Below are 25798 nucleotides of genomic sequence, written 5' to 3' on the forward strand. Positions count from 1 at the left end.
CACGTGATCCATAAAGCAATCGCGGCATTAGCTGCCACCTGCGTCATCATCGCCTTACCTGGTTGTGCAGCGAAGCCAATCACCGTTGAGAAAGGCCCGGTGCGCGTTCAAGCAGCACAGATCAACGGGCGCCTGGTAGAGGGTGTGCCTGTCAAGGCCGTGACCGAGGACGCCGCCCTTGGTGACATGACAGCGTATGTGAATGACGCTCTCAAGAAAGCTGGCTACAACCAGACTGCGGGTGATGCCAAGGTCACGTACACAATCAGCGAGGTCTATGCGGGCCCAGCCTCACAGTACAAGGAAGCTCACACAGCAGTGGGCAATGCTGTTGCCACGGGTGCCTCTCTGGCTGTATCCCTCGCGACCTGCTCACTGCTGAACAATTGCACCGACTCTGGGATGGTTGGGAACAACGTCGCCTCAGGCCTAACCGCAGCATCCGATGCAGCACAGACCACCAGCGGCCAGAACGTCGACAAGCTCGCGGGGACGAACCTGGTGATTCACACGGTTTGCTTAACCGGCCGGGGTTGCGCCAGTTCAGCTGCAGCGACTTCAGACCCCTCGATCTCGCTGAATGATCTCCGTATGCAGAACGCCATGCTGGGCCTTCCCCGCACGATGAGGATCGGCGAGTAACACCGCTGTTGTACGCTACCGGCTGCCTAGCAGCCGGTCTTCAAGGTTAGCACCATTGCTCCAGTCCCTTCTCCTCAGACCTTCCTTACTTAAATCCCCCTCTCACTGACGCCAGTCCAAGGCATCTAGTTTCTGCAAGAACGTTACGCATCTCCCGTTATCAGGCCTTCCACTGTTCCGGTGCAGGTCACTTTTAGAGGAGATTGCGATATGGCAATGCGCATCATCACGGGTCCAGCTGCTCAGCAAAACTCCGCTGCTTGGTTTGCATGGCGTCGTGAGGGAATCGGAGCTAGCGAGGCGCCCCAGATCATGGGCACGTCAAAATTCCGCAGTTCATATGAGCTTTTCAGACTCCGCCTGGGCATCGGGCCTCCCCCGCCGCCAAACCCCTACGTCGATCGTATTCGAGCCAGGGGTCATCAGCTGGAACCCATAGCTAGGGCGGCTTATGAAAAGCACACCGGTACCACGGTTACGCCCATCATTGCCGAGAGTGACTCGATCCCATTTATCAGGGCATCGCTAGACGGGTTCAATCCCTTTCTGGGGATACCGGTCGAGATCAAATGTCCAGGGGATACAGCTCATGGGCTTGCTCTCAAAGGAATCGTCCCACCGGAGTATGTGGACCAGGTTCAGCACCAGATCTTTGTTGCTGAAGCCAGCTTCGCCCACTACTACTCATTCGATGGGTCTAAAGGCGTGCTGCTCAAAGTCCCGCGTAACCAGAAGCGGATCGATCAAATACTTAAAGGCGAGCTCGACTTCTGGCACCGGCTCCAAACAGGCAAATGGAGTACAGATGAATGGGAAGCCGCAGCGGCCGCCTGGCGGCTGTCAAACCGGCAATTTCAGGAAGCCACAGCGCGAGAGGAAGCAGCCCGAGCTGTGCTGCTCTCTCAGATGCCGCCAGGCCGCAAGCGACATGAAAGTGAAGGTGTCTCTGTTCACCTTTCCACACGTAAAGGATCTGTCGACTGGCGCGCCTTGCTCAAAGCACACGGCGTAGACCTGACTGAAAGCCAAATCGATGTCTACAGGAAACCCTCTGTAGAACATGTGACTGTTCGTGATCAGTTCAATGCACCCCTGACGATGCCTAACTTGCCGGCGGCGACTTTGCCTCAATCGGTATCCCCCACCGTGCAAACTGGACAGCCAGCACCTAAACCAGCGGTACAAACCTTGAGGAAGGAGTTCATCTTCTAACGCTACACCCCCCGGAAACGGGGGTTTTTTTTGCCTGTTTTGCACAGGCGTGTGCGGCATCCCCTCTCATAAAGCGAACCTGGGAGACCAAATGAAACGTATCAATAGGCATGTATCCGCGTGGCTTGTAGTAGTTTGTATCTACACCGCGTTGGTGGCGGCTACGGGTGCATCGCATAAGCTAGCGCTATTCACATTGACGTTTGTTATATGTGTACCAGTGATTGCTTGGTGGAAAACAGGAAGCTTCACATATTGGCCGGTTATTCATACCAAAAGTGACAATGCTTCATTTAAACCAAAACGGACATACGACCACGAACGTACAGGACAGACTAAAGGCAAGCGGGATACGCCGAAGGCGTATGACCTTAGCGACATTCCGCACCCACCTAAAAGAAGAAACGATGCACATCTCAAGAATCTTCCTCAAGGAAACGGCATCAGTCCACCCACCAGTAAACAGCGGCCAAAACCCGTGCAATGTGCACTCGTAGCCAAAAGGGTCAAGCAACTGATCCCGGAAAATGTAGCTCCTACTATTGGATCCATGGGCGACCTGTTCGAAGATCAAACCCGCATAGTAGACACGTTAGAAGACATTCTCATTGTTCCTGATGGAGACGTCTTTCTTTAACTGCATCACATAAACCAGCGCCTTATTTAAGGCGCTGGTTTTTTTATTCATCAAATAGATTACACTTCACCCACCCAAGGCCTGAGCTGCATTTTTGCATACGAAAAATCGTGCAGACCAAATTTTGCACGCATTAAACCGCACTTTTTAGGGAACTTTTCTGGCGCCGATTTGTTGACCCTCATAACAACACGTCCCTATAATTTGTCCCGCATCGCCAATCAACGGACTAGATAGGAATTAGGGACACAGCATGTCTTTCAGCTTTGACACATACCAGGGAGCTACGGAAATCGGTCTTTCGTCGCTGGGTTGCCTCTCAACCGATGGCAAACCGCACTGCCCACGATTCAATAAAAGCTGCTCTAACAAATGCGCATCCAAGTGCATGCTCAAAGCAATGACAGACTTCCCAGAAGCCAAGACTGAAATTCTTCTGGCTGGCGTCGTTATCGCGTCAACATTTGCATCAGATATGACTGAGGTTCACGCGGCATTGTCCGGCTTCGAGCGGGCAATCCAGGCTACCTGCATCTGATCACTCGCCCCTGCATCACCAATCACATGCCTGCGTAATGCACAGTACAACGATTTGAAACGGACCAGTCTTCCACTTACGCGTTATGGATTTGATTGACGTTCTCTGTCACGTACGTATAATCAATAAAAGCGACCTTATGCGGTCGCTACCAGAGGTAATGCTTCATGATCCACGAGTACTCCCCAATCGAAATCGGCCTGGACGCCCTTGGTGTGGAACCTGGTCAGAACCCCAGCACAGTGTTCGGGGTGGATGATCTAAGCCAAGCGGACCAGATCCGAAAAGTAGGTGAGCGGATCGAGCACGCGATGAGTGCCTACCCTGAGATCAAGACTGAGATCTTGGCCGCCGGCATCAATGTCCTCCTCGATGTGTCCAGTTCGCTGGCGCAATTCAGGAGTGTCGCTCTCCCTCAACTGGACCGATCTGTGGATACCGTGGCTGCGTAGGTTGGATAAATCAACGAGCCCTTTATGGCAGTAGAAAAGATTGATGCCCTGGAGCAAGAGACTGCTTCAGGGCTTGTGCAAGACACCGACATCGAGTCACTCCCCCCCTCCGAGCCATCCGGCCCCCCCTCGACCTTTGAAAAGCTGTGCGGGACTTACATCTCGAATGTGGACCGCTCACGCAAGTTTGTGAACCGTCTGGCCTTCGAGATGGATCGCGATGAGCGCGTTCGCAAAATCTGCAGGGTCAAGCTCCGTCAAAACAAGTGCGAACTCAGCGACTTTGAAGAGGTCCTGCAAAGGACGCTGGAAGTCTTCTTCGGCTCTATGCTGGCTAAGATTGAAGATCAGGATGCCGTCTATGCGGTTGTGTACGCTGTGGCGCACAACGTCAGCCGAGAAGTCCTGCGAGATCGCCAGAAGCTGATGATCAATCATCGCTCCATCGAGGACATGCAAGAGAAGGGTGAGGAACTGGAGCAAGTCGGTCTAGCCGACCAGGTAGAAGTAGACCACGATCGAGATATCGATACAGAAGCTGCCACCATTAAAATGGCCGCAGCACTTAAACGGGTGATCAACGGAGAACAAACAGTGGCCAGTTCCGGCATCTATGCCATGGATCAAGATCCAATGGTACGCCTTGTACAACCTCAGCCTACGGACGACCAAGAAAACGATACGGACACTTCATCGCGATCCAAGCCAGCTGATGCTGGTGTGAAGCGTCCCCGCGGCGGAAGCCGGGCCGAGCTTTCGGTTGATCAGCAAGAACTGGTGAAGATCGGCTCTGACCTGGGCCTACGCAATCAAGACTACGCCTTTGCCCTGGGCATCGGTCTCCCTCGACTCTCCTCCTACATCTATGGCCGGACTGCGTCGGTGCCCACGGAGGTAATGGAAAAGGCTCGGGGTCTTCTGGCAGAGGAGCCGCACCGGAGAGAACGCCTTTTGCGTTTCGACCGGGACATGAACGTCATCTTGGCTGAATGGATGACTCGCCTCGCCATCGATACCGAGAAAGACGAAGACATGGCCACCATACTTGGGGTGACCAAAATGACGATCTACCGGTGGCGCAACAACGAGACCAAACCCGATGCAACGGCCCTGGCTCGTTATGAGCAGCGGATCGACTACGAAATGCGCATGAGAAAAGCTGTAGAGCAGCGGCTTCAAGCAGAGCGCACTTAAATAAGAACCCGCATCTATGCGGGTTTTTTTTGGACGAAAAAAAACCGGCTGCAGAAGCCGGTTTTGTGAAGAGCTAATGGGGCTTAGCTTTTCCAGGATTCGACGACGTCACCACCATACTGAGTTTTCCACTCTTTCAGCTGGCGGTGATTGCCGCCTTTGGTCTCGATAGTCTCACCGGTGTGGGGATTTTTATAGACCTTGACCTCACGTGGCTTACGTTGCTGACGATCGGCTTCTGGCCGTGCATTGATTTTGCGCAGACTTGAAGCCGGGTCAAGTATGGCGATGACCTTGCCCAAATTCGCGCCGTACTCTTCCATCAGGCTTTTGAGCTTTTCTTCGAACTCAATCTCACGTTGCAGCCCTGAATCATTTTTCAGCGCTTCCAAAGCAGAAAGTTGCTCTTGCAGTGCTTTCTCTGCAGCACGAAATTCAGCCAACTTGCTCATGCGTAATCCTCATTGGTGTGCAATTCAGCAAACAAGTATCTATAACTAATTTGCATAAAAATTACTATACCCTAGGTGCTGTTCTTTTTCTACTGAGTCGACGGAAATTCCATGATTTGCAACGCTGATGAGTACGCAGAAAGCGGCCGCCACCACCACATTGCAACACTGCTTGCCGGCCGTAACTTCGAGGGCGTCTACTTGATTTCAGAGCCACCCAAGAGCGCACTCATTGAGGGGGAGACTTGGTTGAGCTTCATTGCATCCGACCTCACCGGCACCATCAGCTGCATCGTTGATCCAGCAAGGGCAGGCTGGGTAGAGGGTGACTGCTTTACGAGCATTTGGGTGCTTCTGAGAGGCCAGGTAGCTCACTTCCAGGACCAGTTGCATGCGCGCATCAGTGAGCTACACCAACTGAAAATGCAGTGGTAAAAAAAAGACCTTCTGGAGGGTATCCAGAAGGTCTTTTTTACACCAAGGCCCGAATGCAGGCCTTGCTCAATGCAACACGGGTGATGCTCGCCATCGTCAGTACCTGATAAGCGGCAACAGCCCTCCCCTCCCCCAGCGCCAAGGTGGCCAGCGTCAGCAAAGCATCTGCCGGCACGAGCGCAAACTCAGCGGAACTGGAATCTTCGAAATCAAGGGTGATTTCCTCATCATCTGCCACCCGATCGCCGGAGCATAGCCCGTCAAACGCATGAGGGGCCTCGGATAGGATGAGGTCGAAGAACTCAACGTAAGCGCGCAACTCGCTGGTGGAACCAGCTGAAAACGTGCGGCCATTATTGAGGGAATTTTGAACGGTGTGAATCACATACTCGACAGCCTCTACTTCGCTGAGGAGGTCCTGCTTGGCCGACAGTAGCGAGTCCTGTACAGATGACCCAGTGGCAGCATCTGTCAGCCCGGTGACATCCAGGTCACCACCCAGATCGCTATAGCGACACTGGGCGAGCACCTTGATCTGGGCTACGTAGGAAGAATCGGCTTGGACCTCTTCCGCGAACGGCTCCCCATTGGGGAACAGTCCGGAAATCAGCAGGGAACGAGTTTGCGCTTGATTATGTTGTGGGTACGAAATCATGTGGGTCTCCTGAAAGAGTGTGCTGTTGAGGCTTTTCGCCTAACTGCCTTGCCTCAGGGGATGTGTCACATGCGTGTGTAAGATGAAATCACGAACCAATAACGAAAAATACTATCAAAATTTAATCAATACAGGTGACGTACATCTCCGCGTTACGGATTGCTGAAATTACTTTTTTTTGGCCATTTGACACTATCGGCGCAGGTTTCCAATTCTTGAATCATTAATGACCGTGCCTGTTCAAGACGTTACAATTTGAATTTCTACCTACGGATAGATGGCTCAAAATTTCACTGAGACTTTTTATGAAAGCCCTAGCAAAAATATTCAAGAATCCCGCAGCCTTACCCACGATCTCTTCGGTGGTTATGGAGCTACTAGCGATGTCTAGGGATCTCTCAGTGCCGTTGTCCAGCATTGTGAAAGCAGTGAGCCTTGACCAGGCTCTCGCCGCAAAAGTACTACGCACGGCCAACTCTGCTTATTTCGGACGCAGCGGAACTGTCTCCCGTCTCGAAGATGCCATATCTACAATTGGCATACACAACTTCCGTACCACCATTATCACGACTGGCCTACTGAAGGCGCTGCCGGACGCACCAGGCATTGATATGCCGACCTACTGGAAAATGGGTTTGCATACTGCGTTCATGGCATCTGCCCTGGCGGAGAGCATAGGTGCAGAACGGGATATCGCTTTCACTACGGGTTTGATGCAAGGCATAGGCGCTCTACTCATTCACCTGGTAATGCCCGATGAAGCCTGCACTGTAGTTCAATCCGTTGATGCATTCGATCTTGTCGGCCGGCGTCCTGTCGAGCAGGCGCAGCTTGGATTTGACAATGCTGAGGTTGGAGCAGAGCTGCTGAAGCGCTGGAAATTCCCGACCCCAATCCAAAAAGCGTTGCTCACGTATTCCAATAGATCCCCCCTACCCGATATCCTTGGCCAATTGCTATCAGTATCCTCGACCTATGCTTATGGCGTGGTTATGGGGTTGGATAGATCATCACTCGCAGACTGGGTGGACCCAGAGATAGCAAAATCTCTTGGCCTCTCTCATGATTTGTTGGATAGCTGCCGACAACGTGTGTCTGAATCAGTGCTGATGATCGGTTAAGAGAGAAGGATTTGTAGTGAACCCAGGGCTCCGCCTATATCAGGCCATAATCGATAGATCTGAACTGCTATCGCTCCCCTTCCAAGAGGCTAGCAAGGCCTGTGGTTTCACCGCAGACACGCTGGCCAGTTGTTTTGGGGATGAGTCAAAAGCCAAACCGCGCCCCCTCCATGACGTACTGGATCGAAAACGAATCGACCTTATTGCTGCATTTCTTCATTGCTCGGGGTTCCGAGTTCTGCAGATGGCGGACGTTTTTCGCTGGTCGGACTACTGTCTGATTCAGCAGTCAGCGGTGTTCAATTCGAAAGCTGTCAGCCAGAGCCATGAGACCGCGGCCTATTTCGAAGAGGTCACGAAGGCAGACGTCGCCTCATCCCCGATTTTCATTCTGGATGAACTGATCGCAGCCACTTGGTCAGAAGACCTGAAGGAGGCCGCCGAGAAAATCGATGTGCCGTATGAGACGCTCAACTCGTGGCGCACAGGTCGCCCTAAGCCCTCCCTCCGCGATCTTGCTGCTATCAGGATCGTAGCAAAGCGTATTGATCTCGGAACCCCAGTGATCATGATGGCGTTGGGCGTACTGGCGAAATCTGATTTCCAGCTGGATGGCTGCTCCGTCGACATTGAAGACGAGCTAAACAAAGCCCTGGATATAGACATCCTGTAGTATCTTTTGCGTAGTTATTCCCAAATGGGATATAACACGTATTGATAAGAAAAGACCCTATTGCTAGTATCCGTAAGGCTACGAACGGTATTTTACTGAGCCAAGGGTTCTTCTTTATGCGTTTCGATGCCCAGTCTGCATCTGCCAAGCTCTCTAGTTTGCGAATTCCTGCACCCGACATCGAAGTGCTCGATGAGGTTTACAAATCAGAGGGTGATGACCTCACCGACGCGATCGATCGGGCAAAAGCCGGCGACAACTCAGCCCTGCACTATCTTCGTGGAGTTTTCTTCACGATTCTACCAGGGTGTACCGAGCGCATCCTCCAGGCCAAGCTCCCACAACCATCCCTCCCAGTGCTGATCAGCATTGGGAAATCCGAGGGCCCGCAGTTCTCTCAAGATCTCAAACAATGGGCCAATGGTGGTTACGTAGACTCAGATGTTGGTCAGTCTCTGTGCGAAATCTACCGGAACGCTCATTCGCAGCACAGTGCATCCCTGGAACCAGAGGTGCTGATCGAAGCTGCGGATATTGAGGCTGCCGAGGAGCCTGTCACTTCCGACAATGCCTGCGAGCCTGCAGGCGAGAAGACCTTTGTTACTCGGCACGTGTACGGCGGAAAGGTCGCCGTTTGCTTCCAGTCCGATATGACCAGGGGCGGTGAGCACACGATTAGGATCGAAGCCGCGGAGTCGACCGCATCCAAGAGATTCAACTGGTCTGACAAGATCAGCATTCAGCTATCTGGACGCGAGCTGCCTGGCGTGCTGGCGACCTTCATGCAAATGCAGACAAAGTTTGATGGGAAAGGGCATGGTGCACAAAACGAAAAGTGGTTCACGATCGAGAATCAGCCCGGGAAGGTTTTTCTCTCAGTGAATACGAAAGGCCGGCCACCTCGATCGGTGCCTATCGGGCCAGGCGACTGCTTTGGCGTGGTGACTCTGCTCATTGAGCAGATGCTGAAGAACTCCCCTTTCCTCTCCGCTGATACGCTGTTGAACATTGTCCAGCGCACCGCACAGATAGCCCCGCAGCCGTCCTCGAACGGCCACAGATAGCTTTAGATCTTCGCTCCACCCAGCAAGAATTGCAGGAGTGTTTCCGAGCTTGGGGTCTCAGGGAAACGCTCCTGGAACTGGATCGCTACCAAGCAATTGATCACCATCGTGTTCAAACCCTTCGACCGGTATTGCGAGTAGGCCAGATCGTCTTTGCGCAGCTCGGTCTCATATTTCTCCGCAAGCTCTTTCTTCTGCTCGTCCGACAGTTCCATGAACTGGGCGCGAATAGCTTCACGCTGAGCTGCTCCCCACTGCTCCAGCAGGTCTGCCATTTGGTTCGATGGTGCTGCTTTCGGCGCTTGCGATGGCGCCTGCGCCGGCTTCGACTTCTCACCGGTTTTAGAGGCGGCTGGCTTTTTGCCCCTGCCTGGTTCCGCGGCCTTCTGTTGAGTTGGCGCCTTGGCGTAGTTGTTGGCTACTGCAGCCTTGAAATATGCCGCTGGACTTGCAACGTTAGCCCCTTCCTTGCGCATCTGTGCCTCGGTGTAGTCAGCTTGCGCAAGCAGGTACTCTTCATCGTGAGTCATGCCAAGCTCATCGATATCTTTTTGACTCAAGGACAGTGCTTTAAGGCGCTTTGACACGTCCTGGCTAACCAGCTCTGGTGATGGTCCAAGGTCTAGGCCAGGCTGAATCAGTGTCTCCAGCTTGAACCAAAGCTTGTCCATCTTCCGGTTTAGCTTTGTGACGTGCGGTGAGATGCGGAATCTGCGTTCAATGCTGTTGACCTGGTCGATTGCGCGACCCAGCATTTTGTTGAAGTCGCGAAATTCGGCATGTGGCGTAGCAGATCCTGACAGCACAACGCTCCACTCAGACCAATGTGCACGGTACGTCTCTCCCATGGGTGAGCCGAGGTAGCGAGACGTGATCTCGTGCAGAGTGAGAGCAGAGAAGCTGGAGAAGTGGTACTGCATCCGCAAGTCGATCAAGTTGAAGATCGCTGGGTCGAGTAGCCGGCGTTTCAGATCCGGTGGGAACGAAAAGCGAAGGGTCTGGCCATCTTCCAAGATGTAGGCTTCAGCGATCAGGTTTGCGATGCCCCATTCGCTCTTGCGCCCAGGGCTTTCACCCTTGTAGTCAAACTCCACCTGGGTCTGAGACATGCTCACGAGTACCTTCTTGAGGTAATCACGGCTGTTCGACGTGGTGTGTCCAATGTTGTCCTCGACCTGTTTGATCGGGATCTCATGAACCATCTCCTCTCTCGGCCGCTGCTGGGCGAATTGAAGGAGGGTGTTGTAGAGTTTTCGCTGAAGGAATGTGAAGTCACTGGCGGCAGAGACGTTTCGCATCGAGAGGGCTTCGGTTGCCTTTTTCAGCTCTACGGCTTTGGATGGCTCTACATCACGAACGACCTGGAGCTTGGGTGCCCTCTTGCGTTTAGCTGGACTGGTATCCGTTGTCGCTCCGGCTGTACGCTTTGCTCTCGGAGCTCGCGGTGTGGGGGTTTCTGAGTCCATGTGAATTGTGCCATCGGTGACTGTGGTGGCACATTACTCGAACGTATGACTTCTGGTCAACGAAAATACGGTTCCAACGTCAGTGCCCAATTGTGCCATCCCTAGGTACCGCTTTTGCCCTTCGCTTTTGACTCAAAAAAGCGATAGCAAAAAACCTACAACAGCTTGTTTCTGTTTTCACTGCTTTTTTAAAGCTTTGTTAGTGAATCACTCAAACCCTTGATACACAAGGGCTCTAGCCATTTTTCTGTGCCATCTCCAGGGGAAACAGTGCCATCCTCCGAGACTAATGTGCCGGCGGTAGATGGCTCCGGTGCCATCCTTAGAAACATGTGCCACCTTTAGACCCGTACTGTGCCATCGCTAGGCGATCTCGTGAATTGTGCCACTGGTAGGCCTGTGGCTTCCTAGCAATGGCACAATTGGGCCAATCCCAGTAAATACGGGCTTTCCAGCCATTACTGATGATCGATTTCGCATCGGCACCCTCCCTAACGATGGCACTCTTCAGCACGATTCGTGGCACACGAACGCAGCGATCTGCCGAAATTGCTTTAGCAGTGCTCTAACAATGGCACATTTCGTTTCTTCAGCCTTATCAGACACCTACAGAACCCCTCCTCCCCCTGACGATGGCACAATTGATGTTCTAGGGAGGTGCGACTCCCCCCTTAGCCCCCCCTAATAGTGGATTGCCACGACGCATAATGACTCAACCTGTTTGAACTAGTTGAACGAAGCCCGCGATCGGCATCGTTGATATAGTTTTCACTGTGAAAAGTGGCATAAGACTGATGGGGAGACACTCGAAGCGTGGCACATTTGGCTGGGTGGCCACTGCCCTTACCTCATCTAGAGATGGCACATTTCGGACGGCTTCCCAATTTTGCCCACTAACCATGGCACATTTGGGCAATTTCGATCTGTCGTGCCTCTAGAGATGGCACATTTCGCTGTTTCGCCCTGTGATCAGACAGCCAGGTCCAGGGAGGTCCGCGCCTACGAAGGACGCCACCTCTAGCCATGGCACAATTGGCGGCATGAGGTTTTCACGTGAAAACACTGCAGGCGGTCCCAGCAGGTCACCTCGATCAAGAGCCCTGGGTCACTTGAGCCATGACAGAGAGAAAAAGGGGGGCGATCGAGTCGACCAGGCTACGAAACAAGATGTCAGGCTCATGCTGCGTCTGATGGAACGAGCATGGGCGATAACGGGGGAATAGGACACCATTGCCAGAGTGCCCGTGGCCTTATCGGGAACAGCCGTGTTGCCGGCCTAATTGGCGGGAATAATGTATCTGCTCGGCCTGGCAAGGCCTCCTAAATGGCAGTCGGACCGAGCGAGCCCGCACGCAGCTAAAGCCCGGGCGGTAACCAGGTGCGCAGAACACGCTCTCTCTATGGGTATGGGCAGCATGGCCCTGGTCTTGATCGGTTGCAGTCTTGACTGGCCTCGCGCCGGCAGTGCCTGCCTACACGGTACCCAAGACCAGTAATGAAGGGCTGCATGATTATGTGGGCCGTATGTTGTGGGCGGCCTGGTCACATATGGCAGAGAGCGCCAATGACGCTGTGAAGGCCCAATTGCAGTCAGAGTTTGAGCTTTCGACCGCTTCGCGGAAGTCACCCTCCTACAGCGGTTAAGCCTGGGTAGTAAGCTGAGGTCCATTGCCGTTGAGATGAAGGGCCAGTACCTCGTGATTCGACTTCGAAGCTGCCTGCGGAAATGAACAGGCAAAAAAAAACCCCGCTAAGCGGGGTCTGGGGTTATCAGAATTGGAACCGAGGATCACCTGTATCCACTAGACCATCCTGAGCTGGGTTTGCATGCGCAGCAGCGTCAGCTGCTGGCGACGGCTGGCTCACCGGTCTAACCTTTGGTGTAACCGAAAGGCTGATGAATGGTGCACCACCATCCACGCCGTCTTTGCGCCAGCCTGCAATGCGCATTTCGTGGTTGAAGCCGAAGCTACCCGCGTAGTCGGGACCTTTTTCCTTCTTGTCAGCTTCCTTGAACAGGCTGGCATTGATCCCGCCTACTGACAGTGAGTAGAACTTCTCGTTCGAGCCGTTCTTCTGCTTGAGCCAGACCGCTACCTCAAGCTTCAGCTTATGGCTGCGCTCCTTGTTCAGCGGGAACTCCATATAGCCGATCATCACGGGTGCTGCATCAGATGTGCGGTTCTTGTTCTCGAAGATGGTTCCGGAGCCTTCGCTCAATACCAGTGCAATAGACATGCGTTTCTCCTGATCTTTTGGGGGCGTATGCGCCATAGCTTGCACTGCTGTTATGCAGCACATGGTTTTGTATTCGACGCATAACACGTAAACGTACTTTTATTGAATCCTATGGTAACAGATTGATCTGCTTGCCCCACGCCCTCTACTCTACAAATCAAAGGAGGACCCCATGCCAGGCCAAGCATACGCACCGTCTATGTACTGGTTACGTTGGGCAGGCGAGAACAATTGGGCGGTTCATCTATGCACTTCACCTAAAGTCCTTGATGACCGGGGGCCTGATTTTCACTGTGAAATGGCTAATTTATGAGCTCGTTTCATCCCTACGTTTCACAGTGAAATGACCACGCGAGTTGATTGACGGCCCGGTACCGGAATCGAACCTGGAGATCGTCGGGCTGCGCAGCACCGCGCAGATGTACTACGAGACCGCCCAGCGAAAAGGCCTGAGCATTCTTCAGCTGTGCAAGCGCATCGCTTGGAAGGCCCAGGAGCACCTGGCCATCGTCAGCACCGGTCAGGACGTGGGCGACAAGATGGAGGCTTGGGTCGAAGAGGAACCCGCCGATAGCGTCAACATCGCGCCCACTCACTTATACCCATGGCATCGATGATTTCGTCGAGTACGTGCTGCCCCGAATTGCGCCGCCGGCCGGATCCGCTTCCGCGAGAAATACGAAGGCAGAACGCTGCGCGAGAAAACAGCCCTGACCGTGCCTTAAAGCCGCTTCGCCTGGTCCTGGCCGGAGAGTCGTCATCATGTCGCCGGCCTTGATTCAAACCGAACCCGCCCCGGTATCAAAGGTAGCCGGTGATCCGCCTCTTTCCGCCGTTGCCTGGGGCAGTACGCTACGGGCAACGGCGGTGGTCACCGCGTGCAGCGGGGCACAGCTCAATGGCATGACCATCGACTCGGGACCCTCGCTGTATGAACCCAAAAGCAGCAGGTTCTTAACAAGCTGGCCCGTTATCTGGGCTCTTGGTTGTGAGTGTTTTCACTGTGAAACGCACAGCTTGATCCAGCAGCCGGCACGGATTTAATGCACTGCCGTTAACCCTGTCGATCCTCGCATCCCCTATGACCGTTGGGCATGGTGGAGAGCAGTTCGCGGTAACCGCTCGTAATGGTGTGCCACCCCGCGGGTTTTCACTGTGAAAACGTCGGAATGCCGCCAGTGGCGCGAATTGCACCACGGAGCTGATTAAGCCAGGACAGTTCGATACCTGTTTACGTACTGAGCTGCGTTTTGAATCCATGAGTTCCCTCACCGAGGTGAAGCTTTTCACAGTGAAATAGAAACCCGGAACCTGTCCGTATATGAAGGGGGCCGCGGCTTTTCACCGTGAAAAGCTCGATGCCAGATTGAAGCCAGGCGCGCAAAGTCGGATCACTCATGTCCATTTCCTTTGGATCTGCAGGCACTACCCCAGACCAGCAACCCGTAGTCTTTTCACCGTGAAAAGGGAGGCGGAAATCTATGGGCATTCACAACATGCACATTCCTGGACGCTGGCTATTCAACTCGGCAGTCGGCTGCTCATAACTTGAGTCTCCTAGAAGATGTCCGGTAGCACCCGGCTTGGTAAGGAGTTCCGCCCAAGTGCCCGAGCGCACTTTTCACCGTGAAAAGTGGGGATGGGTCGGTGCTCGGCAACTTGCCAGCTGCGCCGGTGATGTCTGGATCGCAGGAGCAGAACGAGACTTCTGGGCACGACTCGGAGAAGGAAGAGAGCAGGTGGAAGCCGATTACCTTTTCACTGTGAAACGACCCGCATTACAGCAATCGGCGGGAGCGCGTCGAACTGTGAAATGGTTTGGCTAGGAGAAGGGCTGCTAGAGCGTTTCACAGTGAAAAGCATGACGGCGTGACTTCATTCATCCAGCAAATGAGCTGGCTATGCGGTGCGCAGTGAGCAGTGAGCAGTGTGAGGTGTGCACTGCATAGTAAACACTGCACAGTGCGCAGTTGGTAGTGAGCGCTGATGGAGGGAGCTGCTACATAGTTGAGATGGGAATAGGGGCTAGTTTTTCACAGTGAAACGCCTAGGAGGGGGCGTTATTTTTCACTGTGAAAAATAGCCAGGAGGACAAGAAGTGATGTGATCCGAGACCGAGCTTTTCACAGTGAAACTACGAAAAACTCAACAATATCAGTGGATTAAAAAAGGAAAGGCGAGGGCGCCTTGCCGCCGGAGGGACCGGCGGCGGAAGGGATTTTAACTACGCGTTTTGAGCATCTCCTCGATGTATGCGAGGACCTCTGCGGGATCAATGCCTTTGGGAGGAGTGAGAATCAACTTGCGCCCATCGATACGGGCATCCAGCTGGGTGCGTTCCTTGTAATCGATTTGCCGCGGAGGAACAGGGGCCTGAGGTGATGTCTTGCGCCGAATCTCACCTTTGGCCCAGTTGATTGCGCTGTCCTGGGATGCACCTTCTTTAATACGGTTTGCGGCGGCCAGAACGGTTTCAATATGTCCCTTGTCAGCCAAAGCAACCATATCGGAGACAACCCTGTTACCAATCAGGTCAGGATCTTCTTCCAGCAGTGAAATGACACCCTCAGGCAACTTGAAATAAGCAAGGCAGCGGCTGATCGTGGCCATGCTTCGACCGACACGGCGGGACAACTCCGCCTGGGACTGTACAACCTTGTCATCGAGAAGCTTCTTGTAACTTGCACCACGCTCGAATTCAGTAAGGTCTTCCCGGGCATCGTTGTCCGTAACGGACAAGATCGCCGCTTCCGCATCCGACAGATTCCGGATGAGCGCGTAGATGTAGGCTTTTCGGAGCAGCTCATGAGCCAGGAACCGGCGCTCACCAGCAATAAGCTCGTAAGTACCGTCAGCAAGAGGGCGAACGATAATCGCGTTGTTGAGGCCTTTATCTTCAATCGTGTTCGCGAGAAGGCCGAGTTTCTCGGGGTCAAATTTGCGGCGTGGCTGATACTTCCCGCGGCGTATGAGCGTCAATTGCAAGAACTTTGCCTCGCCTGGCAAGCGCTCGCCGCTCAAGAAAATGTCATCCAAGCCCGGCTGGTGAACGTGATCAGCATCAGAAACCGGTGCACGTTCCAGCGGCTCCGCTGAACTGTCCCTTTCTTCATCAAGGTGCAAAGAACTGAGCACCTCGCTCATCGGCCGGAGGTTAGCTTCCGGAATAACCTTCGGAACATGTACGCCCTGGATGCTAGACGAACCCTCCGCCGGCGCGATCACAGTAGGCTTGCCGATCGGGCTAGAACTCCTCATTTACCCTTCTCCAGGACTGTTTTGATTCGGCCAACCATTTCCTCGAACACATTGCGGAACGCGACCAAAGAGTTCTCACCACCTTGTTTCCAGAGGGAAAGAGGTACGCCGTCTTCCAGGCTTTTCGAGTAGTCCTCGGAGTGGAAGAGCGGTTGTTCCGTAACCTTCCCTGGGAACAAACTGGACAAGCGAGCGAGGTTCGCTTGTAGGCGGGGGCGGTTGCGCATGTACATGGTGGGAACTGCAACGATCTCTGGAGCCCGACCGAAATCGGTGCTCATTTCATTGATCTTGTGGGCCAGTCGAGATAGCGCACGGAAGGAGAATTTGTCCATACGGATTGGGCACAGCAGGAAATCAGCTGCGGCCAGGCTGTTCCGGGATAGCATGGTTCCAGAAGGTGCGTTATCCATGATGATCACATCATAGCTTGATAAGTCGCAGTGAGGGAGCTGACCTTTGCGAGCTCGTTCGATGAACAGTGAGTACCGGAAGTCGGCACCCTGGGCGTTACGGAGCACAACGTCCATATCGTCCAAGGAATCGTAAGCTGGGATGAGGTGGGGGCCGTGCTCGCCAAATGGTTTTTTGATCACTTGGTCCAGGGTCATTTCTGGGAAGTTTCCGAGACGGATCAGGTTCCCGAGGTGGCCCTCTACTGCTCTGTCAGCAGGAAGGCCAAGCTCTACAAGCTCCTCGGTAGTCTGGTCAGGGTCATAGCCCAGCATGCTGGACACGTCGGCTTGAGGATCGTTGTCAATGATCAGGGTCTTGAAACCTGCCAAAGCGAACTCGATGCCGATATTGCAAGTGGTGGTAGTTTTCGCGGTCCCACCTTTTTGGACGTAAGTCGAGCAGGTGATTGGTCTCGAAAACCCTTTAGTGTTCCCATTTGCACGACGAATCGACGCAATCAGGAACATGTCAGCTAGCGTGTAGCTCCTGACCTCTACGGATCCGCGTGCGACACGTGCGATGTTGAGGTCGTGTTCCTTCTCGATGGCTTTGAGTGTCTGCGTGCTGATCATCAAGCGTTCAGCCACAAATTGTGGGGTGAAGGTTAGCTGAGTGAAATCAGTGAAGATGTACTGATCGAGTGGCGCAGCAGCTGAAGTCATGTGGTTTACCGAGGTCAGGTAGGTAGGATGGCCGCATTTTCATACGAATCCATACGGTCAGACAAGAAAAAACGCATTTCTACCTGATAGAGATAGAACACTTACTGAAATCTGTCATCTGGTAGTGTCTGGGTTAAAACGCTGTCAACCAGATGATTTTGGGTAATTAACTGATTTAGCGACAAAAATATCGAGGGTAGGGCGCTCAGATGTCCGTCGTAACGGAGAGGGCTCTATGCGGAGGACGTACACTGCAGGTATGAGAGTTGTTCGTCGAAAATGGTCGGACGATGCTTCATCCCTCACAGCAGCCGGGCCATCAGCGAAGGGTGGCCTTGGCAGCCACCGTCACTGATTCAACAACACTGAGGCCTGGAGATATTTACCGGTGTAGTCGAGGGGTGCTTAGGGTTTGAACGACACCCGCATGCAAAGCGTCGTCCTCCGTATGCAGGTAACGACTGGTGGTTTCGATTTTGCTGTGACCAGCCAGAGCCTTGATCATCACCAGGTCACCAGTAGCTTTGGCAAGGTGACTGAAGCACGAGTGGCGGAGCCAGTGCGTTGAGGCCTCCTCAAGTCGATCGGCCAAATCGAACTGGCTGCGCTCTATTGCCAGGGCTGCAGCACGATGCATGATCTCTTTGACTGCTTTCAAAATGGTGTCGTTATGCGCGCGTTTGAGCTTTGAGTTCGAGGCGAGGAGGAGGGGGGTTGTGTCCTTCACTGGCACCTCACGTGACAACCCGAACGCGTGGCGATACTGCAACAAGTCCTCATAGAGGTCTTCGGATATCGGCACATCTCTAACCTTGTTTCGTTTGCCCAGCACCTCCAACCACAGAGTACCGCTTGCTGATCGCCGGATTTTGCCCATGGTAGCGCCGGTCGCTTCGAACGTTCGCACGCCGGTCATGTAGAACAAGCTCAACATGAAATGGTCGCGAGCTCGTTTGAGTGGGCTTTTTGTAGCTGCGATAGCCTCAAATGCCAAGCCTATGGCTGCCTCGGGAAGCAGCCGTTTGATCGTCAAGTCGACGTCGACTTGGGGCTTGGCCACGAGCGACACTGGGTTCGCTTTAAGGCGTCCACCCTGGATCATCCACTTGTACATGCTGCCGATCTGGATCAGGGCGTACTGCTGCGACGCTTTGCTAAGTGGTCCAGCGAACGGTCTCCAGTCTGGATGAGAGCGCTTGTGCTTTGTATGCGATACCCAAACCTCAGCCGGCTGTGGGTCAGCCATAAAGCCGATGTACTGGGTGATGTCCATCACAGTTATTTGGGAGAGCTGTTTACCCAGGGTGTGCAATGCCCAGAGGATGAACCGCTCCACTTCCTTCCGCATAACCCGTTTAGTCTTAGGGTTCGTTCCTTTGGCATGGAGCCACATCCAAGCTGCTTCGATGTCGTTATCTGCCTGGATCACATCGACCTGGTCAATGACGTCGACAGGCTCGCGATCAAGCAGCGCAACTTCTGACTTGGCCTGGAGGTACGGAATTCTGTGTATGGCTGGAGTGTTCGTGTTCATCGTAAGTCTCGCGTTTTGCCGTTGTAGACAAGCCAGTCGTCAATCTCATCGGGCTCGAACCATCGCTGCGAGCCTGATGGTGCTTCGCACTGGTACTCTTCCTGTACGCCTCCAGCCGAATCGACACCTTCCCGTGTTGCAACCACTACCAGAATGGACCCGAACGTCGCAAAGTTGTCGATCTCGCTGTCGACGACCAGCTCGGCACCGCGGGATAGGTAGCGCCTCCAGCGATAGCCGTCTGTGGCGACCCCTGCGAACTCTTCGTCATCTTCGTCGTCATCATGATTCCAAGTGAAGGGCTTATCAGCAGCTGCAGAGCTTGCGACCGCTACTGGCACCTCGATCGGTGCATCTTGCACCTGAGTGATCTTGCGCTGCCGTTTGGCTGGTGGCGCCAGCACCATGCGAGCTGCTTTCACCGCAGCCTGTTCGTTTGGGCTCAGCGTTGGTAAAGCCCGGGCCAGGTCGTCCCATTTGAAGTCCCTGTCCTCGTCGGCAGCGATGCGGCTCATGTGCTCTGGACGAATTGACCAACGGCATGCCACATCAGCCATGCGCCAACCCTTATGTAGGATCAGTTGCTTGAAGTCATCTCGGGACAGCTTCCCAGGGCGCAGGAGCAGCAGCCCACGAGAAATCTTTGCATTTTTGGCTTGATCCACAGCGCAAGTCTTTTGTTGTGAAATCCCTGATTTTAGGGGCATTAACGATGAAATCAAGTAGTTGGATGAGCCAGGTTGGCTGCGCCCGTTGAATCCTGAGATGAGCCCAGAAGATGGATTTTTTACGTGCTCCTGTGTGAAATCTGGTGATGTTAGCCCCTGCGAATTGATCAGAATCGACGTAGGAGCGTCTTCGGGGTCCGTACATCCCAGTGGTCGCCGCGGCTTATGAGCAAGGTACCGTGGGGCTCTGTCCTCGGAAGTAATACTGAGGACGTTTCCGGAACTGATTCCTGGACCGTTGCGTTCATCCTCCAAGTTCACGAATTACTTCCCGCCGTTGGCAGCCATGCCTCAGACGTCTGGATCACCGCCGGCGCCAGACTGCTCAACAAGACGGTTTTGCCTGGGCGTTTGACCCAGGAGCATCAGTGAGGCTTTGCCAATACAGCAGGTTTTCTGCAGCTGATCGGGCAATGATCGGGTTGCGGCCGCTCTGTGCTAGGGTTTGAAAAGTGTCCATGGTTCGTTTCAGCTATGGTGCCCCGCAGATCCGGTGCTGCCTTGCTTTCGCATTTTTGGCCGTGGCTTCGCATTTATGGCTGACGTTGATGCTTGATCTCCAGCGCAAGCAAATTTGTCAGAACCCCTTTGTTCATAGGGGTTAACGAGTAATCAAAAACGCCTCTTTGAAAAGCCAGCTACTGATAGCGATGGGCTTTTGAAGGGGCGTTTTTTCTTGCTTGAAAAAACTCGTGATAATCGGAGATATTCACGAGTTTTTCATTTTTCGGATACGTTACGTATGATATCCAATACGAATTTGTTGTTTTAGAGACGTGAGTGTATGCTCCCCTCTAAGGCCAGCCCCCTCCCTGTGAGGAGCGGCCAAGGCACGTACTGGCCCCTCGCCGAGGTCGCCGGCTCCTAGTCTCCCGACCCTATCTCCAAGGATACGCCTCATGGCCAACACCGGACTCCCATCTGACAAAAGGCTGAGCACCAGAGATCTTGTCCACCTTTACGCGAGAGAGCTGCTTGATGCGGGTCGCGAGGTTCGCCAGGCGGAAATTCGCGAGTGCATATACATTCACCATGACCTCAAAGCCTCGCCCAATCTGGTGAACGAGGAAATCAAAAGGTTCTGGAGTGAGACCGGCCCTATTCTGAGCGCCAGGCTGCGAAGACCTGGTGTTCCAAACGCAGTGTGCGAAAAGCTTGATGAGATCTGGGATGTCGCTCTAAAGGCGGCCGAGGAGACTCATGCGGTTGAGCGCAAAGCGCTTGAGACGGCGACAGCGGCTGCCGTTGATGCCGCCAAGGCGGCGCAGGACAATGAGCGGGCAGCTACTGCTAGCCTTGAATCCCAGAGCAGAGAGCTCGCTGGCCTCATCGCGGACAAGGAGCGGTTGACCGATCAGCTGGATCAGTCGAGTGCTTATATTCGGCAACTTCAAGCTGAGGTCGCAGATCTCAACAAGAGACTCACTGCCGCAAGTCAGGCTCATGGTGAGGAAATCAAGCGCCTGCAGGATGTGCACAGTGGCGTAGTTGAGCGTGCCCAGGACATGCATCGCGGAGAGCTTGAGCGCCTTCAGCAGCAGCTCCAATCAGCAAACGATGCGACTGAGTCTGCACGTGCGAAGGCCGAGACTGCGCGGATTGCCGCGGAGGAGCACCTTGAGAGAACCGAAAACCACCTGATGATGGAGACCGCCAGGGTTCGGGATGAAGAGAGAGGCAAAACAGAGAAGGTCGGCAAGGAGCTGCAGCAAGCTTTGACGCTCATCGACCAGCTGCGGATTCAGCGCTCGAAGGCCACTGACGATGCCGCTGAGACCCGCGGTCGTCTGGAGGTTACCCAACAGAACCTGAGCGCCCTAGAAGCACAGAACAAGGAGCTGCGTGAACTGAACAGAACCCTGCAGGCCGCTCTGCTGGAAGGCTTTAGAGGTGGTAAAGCAGCAGCTTCTGGCACGGATGAATAGTTTGCTGAATTGACATTTTGTCAATTTGTCAAGTATTTCTTGTGGTTTTCGGATGAAGGGTGGTAGTTTAATAAGGGGTTTGGGGAGCAATGGAACCAAAAACCAACGTAAGCTCTGAATCCCACCGTAAAGGGGCTTTCCGATCTCCAGCTCACCCGCCAGGCATTACTCTCTGATCAGTGCCTCGATGATCGGGCAGATCGTTCCGCCGTCTCCCGCATCACATTGCTGCACCAGTTCGCCTAACAGTTGCTGCATGACGACCAAGTCGGCCATCTTCTGCTCGATCAACGCGAGCTTGCGTGCAGCCCGTGCTCGCGTTTCGGCACAGGCGCACGACTCATCCAGCGTCAGCAGTCCACCGACTTCCGAGAGCGTGAAACCCAGCGCCTGAGCCCGCTTGATGAAACGCAGTCGCTTCACCATGTCCACCGGATAGCGCCGATGGCCACCCAAGGGTTTGGCTGGTTCATCCAGCAGCCCGCGTCGCTGGTAGTAGCGGATCGTCTCGACGTTCACCCCGGCGGCGTCTGCCAGCTTGCCAATGGTCAGCTCTGTGGCCATCACTTTCTCCTTGATTCCGTACTTTGGTACGGAGTTTAGAATAGCACCTAGGCAATCAGGCTCAGGAGATGGGAATGGGGATGCAACTCACCGGGAAAGGCTCGCTGGTCGCGAGTTCGCTGACCGCCATCGGTGCGTCGGTGTGCTGTGTCGGGCCACTGGTGCTGTTGGCACTCGGTGTCGGCGGTACGTGGGTGGGCGCTCTGACCATGATGGAGCCACTACGCCCCCTCTTCATCGGGTTGACTCTACTGTTCCTGGGATTGGCATTCCGCAAGCTCTACCTGGTGCCACAGGTTTGTACGCCAGGTACACCCTGCGCCGATCCGCGCACGCTCGTGCGACAGCGACTCGTGTTCTGGATCGTCAGCGTGCTGCTGCTCGGCCTATTGGCCGTGCCGTGGCTCGCCCCGCTGTTCTACTGAAGGAGATTAACCATGCGCAAACTGCTGATCGCCGTGCTTTTCGCCTTGCCTGCGGATTCCACGCCATCCGGCCACCCAGTCCGCTCTCATCTGGCCAGGCATTCCACGGCCATCTGGCCACCTGTTCCACGGCCATCCGGCCGGGCAGTCGGAGCGCAGCGACGCAGGGGGGGCATTGTTAGTCTGAGGTGCCCGGTGTCGTCAATTTCTTCGTCTGTTTGCGCATCGACTCACCCTTGAGGTTGATCCGATAAGCGTTGTGCACCAGGCGGTCGAGGATGGCGTCGGCCAGAGTCGGATCACCGATCAGTTCGTGCCAGTTGTCCACTGGCATTTGGCTGGTCACGATGGTCGAGCGCTGGCCGTAGCGGTCGTCCAGTAGCTCCAGCATGTCGCGGCGCTGTTCCGCGTTGAACGGGGCCAGACCCCAGTCATCAGGATCAGCAGGTCGGTCTTGGCATAGCCGCTCATCAGCTTGGCGAAGCGCCCGTCGCCGTGGGCTAGGCCCAACTCTTCCAACAGGCGCGGCAAGCGCAGGTAACGCACGCTGTAACCCTCTCGGCAGGCCTGGTGGGCCAGGGCGCAGGCCAGCCAGTCTTACCGACGCCAGTCGGGCCGTTGATAATCAGGTTGAGTCCGTCGCGTAACCACTGACCGCTGCTCAGCTGGAGGATCAGCGCCTTGTCGAGTCCGCGCGGGCTGCGGTAGTCGATGTCTTCGAGGCAGGCGTTGTGCTTGAGCCGGGCCTGACGCAGGCGGCTGCTGAGGCGCTTGTCGTCGCGCTCGGTCAGTTCGCGGTCGACCAACAGGCCGAGGCGTTCCACGAAGCTCAGGCTGTCGATGTCGGGGGTTTTCAGTTGCTCGGCGAGTGCCTTGAGCATGCCGGTCAGGCGCAGGGTCTGGAGCTTGTCCAAGGTCGGATGGGGCAGCATGGTGGGATTCCTTGTGTTCAGTGGTAGTAGCCGGGGCCGCGCAGGTTGGCGTGGTCGTCCGGCAGCAGGGGCAGGTGCTGCTGGGCCAGCGGCAGGTTTTCCAGCCCCTGGCGCAGGATCGATTCGAGGCTCTTGTAGCTGCACGCGCCGAGGCTGAGGGCGCGTCGGCAGGCCAGCTCCAAGCGCACTTCGCCATGGGTCTTGCCCAGGCGCAGGATGCCCAGGCAGGCCCGGTAGCCTTGGGTTGGGTGGATGCGCCGTTCGAGGATGTGGCTGATCACGCCGGCGGTGTGCGGCCCGGTCTGCTCGGCCCAGCGGATCAACCGTTGCGGCGTCCACTCGGCATGCTCGCGATGGCTCTTGGGCATGTGCTCGGTCTGTGTGCTATGCCGGCCCTTGTGTGGCGAGCGCAGGTGGCTGGCCACCCGCTGGTTGGCGTGGAAGCACTCGACGGTGCGCGCCGTCAGCCGTACTTCCAGCTGTTTCTTCACCAACTGGTAGGGCACTGAGTAGTAATGCCCATCGACCTCGACGTGATAGTCGATATGCACGCGCGCCTTCTTCCACTCGGCATAGACGTAGGGCTGCTCCGGCAGTGGGCTCAGCGCTGGACGATCCAGGGCTTCGAAGGCCGAGTGCCGGGAGCCCGGCAGCTTGCGAAACGGTCGTCGGTTGAGCCGCTCCAGCAATAAGGCGATGGCGCTGTTGAGTTCGTCCAGGAGAAGAACTGGCGGTTCCTCAGCGCGGCGAGGATCCAGCGCTCGACCACCTGCACGCCGACCTCAGCCTTAGCCTTGTCGCGCGGCTTACGCGCCCGCGCCGGCACCACCGCCACGCCATAGTGCTCGGCCAGATCGCGGTAGCTCGGGTTGATGTCCGGCTCGTAGCGATGGCTCTTACTCACCGCGCTTCGCAGGTTGTCCGGCACCACGATTTCCGGCACGCCGCCGAGAAAGGCGAAGCAGCGGACATGGGAGCCCAGCCAGTCCGGTAACTGCTGCGACCAAGTGGCTTCGGCGAAGGTGTAGCTGGACGCGCCAAGCACCGCGACGAACACCTGCGCCTGGCGGATCTCGCCGCTGTGGCGGTCGATCACCGGCACCGTCTGCCCGGCGTAGTCGACAAACAGCTTCTCACCGACGCGATGCTCCTGGCGCATCACCACGTCCAGCTTGCCCTGCCAGGCTCGGTAGTGCTCGCAGAACCAGCTGTACTGAAAGCCTTTCGGCTGGCTCAGGCGATACTCCTGCCAGAGCAGCGCCAAGGTCACGCCCGGCCGGCGTAGCTCGGCATGCACCCAAGACCAATCGGGCAATGGCCGTTGCTCGCTGGGCACCGCAGGGGGCGGTGGGAACAGTTGCTGCTCCAGCTCGGAATCGGACAACGAACAGGGCCAGGCTAGACCGCTGGCGGCAAAGCGGTTGAGGTAATCGCCGACAGTGACACGACCGATCTGCACGCTGACGGCAATCTGGCGAGCCGATAGCCCGACCTCGAACTTGAGACGAAGTACTTCGCGAATCTTACGCATGGATAAACGCTCCACGACGACCTCTCTGCTTCGAAAAAGAGGTCGATGGTAGTGAAGAAATCCTGCGTTACTGCCTGCCCGGTTGAGTGGCCGGATGACCGTGGAATCAGTGGTCGGATACGCGTGGAATGGGTGGCCGGATCACCGTGGAATCGGTGGTCAGATGCTTATGGAATGGGTGGCCAGATGACCGTGGAATCCGCAAGTTCAACGGAAAGCCAGTGTTCAAAGCCTACTCGAAGACCGTGGACCGCTATTTTGAGCTGCGCGGTGACGCCTCAACCAGCGATCACTATGCAGCACTGGTTGCCGAGTTCGGCGACGCAATCAGCAAGCCTGCGGCAGATCATGATGTCGAGCAATGCCCCCGGTGCTTCACCGATCTTGAAGTATTCCAGGTTGGCCTTTGCGACGACTGCCAAGCACTCGGTTGCTGAACCAATAACGTTTCATCCACCCGGCCCACGAGGCCGGGTTTTTTGTGCCTTGTAGATGGTGGGCAGGTAGTTCATTGTTGATTATTGTTGTCCTATAGTTTAAAAAAGAAGCTTCCCTCAGCCCTGCGTGGATGGGTCGAAGGTGGAAGGGGTCTGGATGACCAACTGTTGCCATACATAATTTTCGAGGACTCTGCATGCCTGATCCATTCGCACATCACCTGCGGCTTAAGCGCCCATGTGCGAACTGTCCATTTCTCAAGGAGGGAGCGATCGAGCTTGCGCCTGGGCGATTGGACGGGATTATTGAAGGGCTGATGGAGGATGATCAGAGTACATTCCAGTGCCACAAGACGGTCCACTCACGAAAAGGTGGTGAATGGGATGAAGACGGCAATTACAAGGCCTCGGGCCATGAAGCCATGTGTGCTGGTGCTGCGGCTTACCTGATGAAGAATAGAAGTCCCACGGTCGCCATGCGGTTTGCTTTTGCTACGGGAGCCGCAACGCCTAGTGACTGGGATGATGTAGCAGCTTCAATAATCGATTGAATCAGGCGGCATGCCG

General features: G+C 55.0%; 23 protein-coding genes and 2 pseudogenes. 14 read left to right on the forward strand and 11 right to left on the reverse strand.

Annotated features, from left to right (window positions below; translation table 11 throughout):
* The first annotated feature begins 3 nt into the window (after positions 1-3).
* From K8374_RS25765 to K8374_RS25785, 5 genes are all read left to right on the forward strand, one after another.
* Positions 4-642, forward strand: coding sequence for a hypothetical protein (locus K8374_RS25765; protein ID WP_023383562.1), 639 nt, complete (start codon positions 4-6; stop codon positions 640-642).
* A gap of 210 nt (positions 643-852) precedes the next feature.
* Positions 853-1854, forward strand: coding sequence for a lambda-exonuclease family protein (locus K8374_RS25770; RefSeq protein ID WP_054893894.1), 1002 nt, complete (start codon positions 853-855; stop codon positions 1852-1854).
* 91 nt (positions 1855-1945) lie between these two features.
* Complete coding sequence (locus K8374_RS25775) at positions 1946-2491, forward strand: hypothetical protein (protein WP_082412236.1); 546 nt, start codon at positions 1946-1948, stop codon at positions 2489-2491.
* Positions 2492-3196: 705 nt separating this feature from the next.
* Positions 3197-3481 (forward strand): hypothetical protein, encoded by a 285-nt coding sequence (locus tag K8374_RS25780; protein ID WP_023383523.1) that lies wholly within the window; start codon positions 3197-3199, stop codon positions 3479-3481.
* A 24-nt stretch (positions 3482-3505) separates the two neighbouring features.
* A complete protein-coding gene (locus K8374_RS25785) occupies positions 3506-4675 on the forward strand; it encodes a hypothetical protein (protein WP_023383522.1) in 1170 nt (389 codons plus the stop codon).
* 83 nt (positions 4676-4758) lie between these two features.
* On the opposite strand, the gene K8374_RS25790 is transcribed toward K8374_RS25785, so the two are convergent.
* Positions 4759-5127, reverse strand: coding sequence for a histone-like nucleoid-structuring protein, MvaT/MvaU family (locus K8374_RS25790; RefSeq protein ID WP_023383521.1), 369 nt, complete (start codon positions 5125-5127; stop codon positions 4759-4761).
* A 111-nt stretch (positions 5128-5238) separates the two neighbouring features.
* On the opposite strand from K8374_RS25790, the gene K8374_RS25795 reads away from it, so the two are divergent.
* Positions 5239-5562 carry a hypothetical protein gene (locus K8374_RS25795; protein ID WP_023383520.1) on the forward strand — a complete coding sequence of 108 codons (324 nt, stop codon included), beginning with the start codon at positions 5239-5241 and terminating at the stop codon, positions 5560-5562.
* A 37-nt stretch (positions 5563-5599) separates the two neighbouring features.
* Here the strand turns inward: K8374_RS25795 and K8374_RS25800 are convergent, their stop codons facing one another.
* Positions 5600-6217, reverse strand: coding sequence for a hypothetical protein (locus K8374_RS25800; protein WP_023383519.1), 618 nt, complete (start codon positions 6215-6217; stop codon positions 5600-5602).
* Positions 6218-6522: 305 nt separating this feature from the next.
* Here K8374_RS25800 and K8374_RS25805 point away from each other — a divergent pair, with 305 nt between their 5' ends.
* The 3 genes from K8374_RS25805 (at position 6523) to K8374_RS25815 (ending at position 9075) form a co-directional block, all read left to right on the forward strand.
* Positions 6523-7338, forward strand: coding sequence for an HDOD domain-containing protein (locus K8374_RS25805; RefSeq protein WP_054893895.1), 816 nt, complete (start codon positions 6523-6525; stop codon positions 7336-7338).
* Positions 7339-7354: 16 nt separating this feature from the next.
* Positions 7355-8011: a hypothetical protein gene (locus K8374_RS25810; protein WP_023383517.1), complete on the forward strand. Its 657-nt coding sequence runs from the start codon at positions 7355-7357 to the stop codon at positions 8009-8011.
* 116 nt (positions 8012-8127) lie between these two features.
* Positions 8128-9075 (forward strand): hypothetical protein, encoded by a 948-nt coding sequence (locus K8374_RS25815; protein WP_023383516.1) that lies wholly within the window; start codon positions 8128-8130, stop codon positions 9073-9075.
* A gap of 2 nt (positions 9076-9077) precedes the next feature.
* Here the strand turns inward: K8374_RS25815 and K8374_RS25820 are convergent, their stop codons facing one another.
* Complete coding sequence (locus tag K8374_RS25820; RefSeq protein WP_175442762.1) at positions 9078-10541, reverse strand: RepB family plasmid replication initiator protein; 1464 nt, start codon at positions 10539-10541, stop codon at positions 9078-9080.
* Between the two features lie 1770 nt (positions 10542-12311).
* Positions 12312-12779, reverse strand: coding sequence for a hypothetical protein (locus tag K8374_RS25825; protein WP_023383514.1), 468 nt, complete (start codon positions 12777-12779; stop codon positions 12312-12314).
* 356 nt (positions 12780-13135) lie between these two features.
* Between K8374_RS25825 and K8374_RS25830 the strand changes: the two genes are divergently transcribed.
* Entirely contained in the window at positions 13136-13396 is a 261-nt protein-coding gene (locus tag K8374_RS25830) for a xenobiotic compound monooxygenase A subunit (RefSeq protein ID WP_023383513.1), read from the forward strand.
* 1603 nt (positions 13397-14999) lie between these two features.
* Here the strand turns inward: K8374_RS25830 and K8374_RS25835 are convergent.
* From K8374_RS25835 to K8374_RS25850, 4 genes are all read right to left on the reverse strand, one after another.
* Positions 15000-16037: a ParB/RepB/Spo0J family partition protein gene (locus K8374_RS25835; protein ID WP_023383512.1), complete on the reverse strand. Its 1038-nt coding sequence runs from the start codon at positions 16035-16037 to the stop codon at positions 15000-15002.
* The gene (locus tag K8374_RS25840; protein WP_023383511.1) at positions 16034-17155 is read right to left on the reverse strand and encodes a ParA family protein; all 1122 of its coding nucleotides are present in this window, start codon (positions 17153-17155) and stop codon (positions 16034-16036) included. The genes K8374_RS25835 and K8374_RS25840 overlap by 4 nt, the downstream gene beginning before the upstream one ends.
* A 382-nt stretch (positions 17156-17537) precedes the next feature.
* Positions 17538-18689 carry a tyrosine-type recombinase/integrase gene (locus tag K8374_RS25845; RefSeq protein ID WP_054893896.1) on the reverse strand — a complete coding sequence of 384 codons (1152 nt, stop codon included), beginning with the start codon at positions 18687-18689 and terminating at the stop codon, positions 17538-17540.
* Positions 18686-19354, reverse strand: coding sequence for a hypothetical protein (locus K8374_RS25850; RefSeq protein WP_023383816.1), 669 nt, complete (start codon positions 19352-19354; stop codon positions 18686-18688). The genes K8374_RS25845 and K8374_RS25850 overlap by 4 nt, the downstream gene beginning before the upstream one ends.
* 962 nt (positions 19355-20316) lie before the next feature.
* Here K8374_RS25850 and K8374_RS25855 point away from each other — a divergent pair.
* A complete protein-coding gene (locus tag K8374_RS25855) occupies positions 20317-21342 on the forward strand; it encodes a DNA-binding protein (RefSeq protein WP_023383815.1) in 1026 nt (341 codons plus the stop codon).
* 165 nt (positions 21343-21507) lie between these two features.
* Here K8374_RS25855 and merR read toward each other — a convergent pair whose 3' ends face one another.
* Positions 21508-21906 (reverse strand): Hg(II)-responsive transcriptional regulator, encoded by a 399-nt coding sequence (gene merR, locus K8374_RS25860; protein ID WP_003089120.1) that lies wholly within the window; start codon positions 21904-21906, stop codon positions 21508-21510.
* 74 nt (positions 21907-21980) lie between these two features.
* On the opposite strand from merR, the gene K8374_RS25865 reads away from it, so the two are divergent.
* Entirely contained in the window at positions 21981-22331 is a 351-nt protein-coding gene (locus tag K8374_RS25865; protein WP_003089115.1) for a mercuric transporter MerT family protein, read from the forward strand.
* A 178-nt stretch (positions 22332-22509) separates the two neighbouring features.
* Here the strand turns inward: K8374_RS25865 and istB are convergent.
* Positions 22510-23263: pseudogene (gene istB / locus K8374_RS25870) on the reverse strand (IS21-like element ISPpu23 family helper ATPase IstB).
* 17 nt (positions 23264-23280) lie between these two features.
* A pseudogene (istA, locus tag K8374_RS25875) lies at positions 23281-24794 on the reverse strand (IS21-like element ISPpu23 family transposase).
* A 221-nt stretch (positions 24795-25015) separates the two neighbouring features.
* Here istA and K8374_RS25880 point away from each other — a divergent pair.
* Entirely contained in the window at positions 25016-25231 is a 216-nt protein-coding gene (locus K8374_RS25880; protein WP_224459410.1) for a hypothetical protein, read from the forward strand.
* Between the two features lie 197 nt (positions 25232-25428).
* On the forward strand, positions 25429-25782 hold the full coding sequence (locus K8374_RS25885) for a hypothetical protein (protein ID WP_023383699.1): 354 nt from the start codon (positions 25429-25431) through the stop codon (positions 25780-25782).
* The last annotated feature ends 16 nt before the right edge of the window (positions 25783-25798 follow it).

This window comes from Pseudomonas sp. p1(2021b) (assembly GCF_020151015.1).
GTDB lineage: Bacteria > Pseudomonadota > Gammaproteobacteria > Pseudomonadales > Pseudomonadaceae > Aquipseudomonas > Aquipseudomonas putida_K.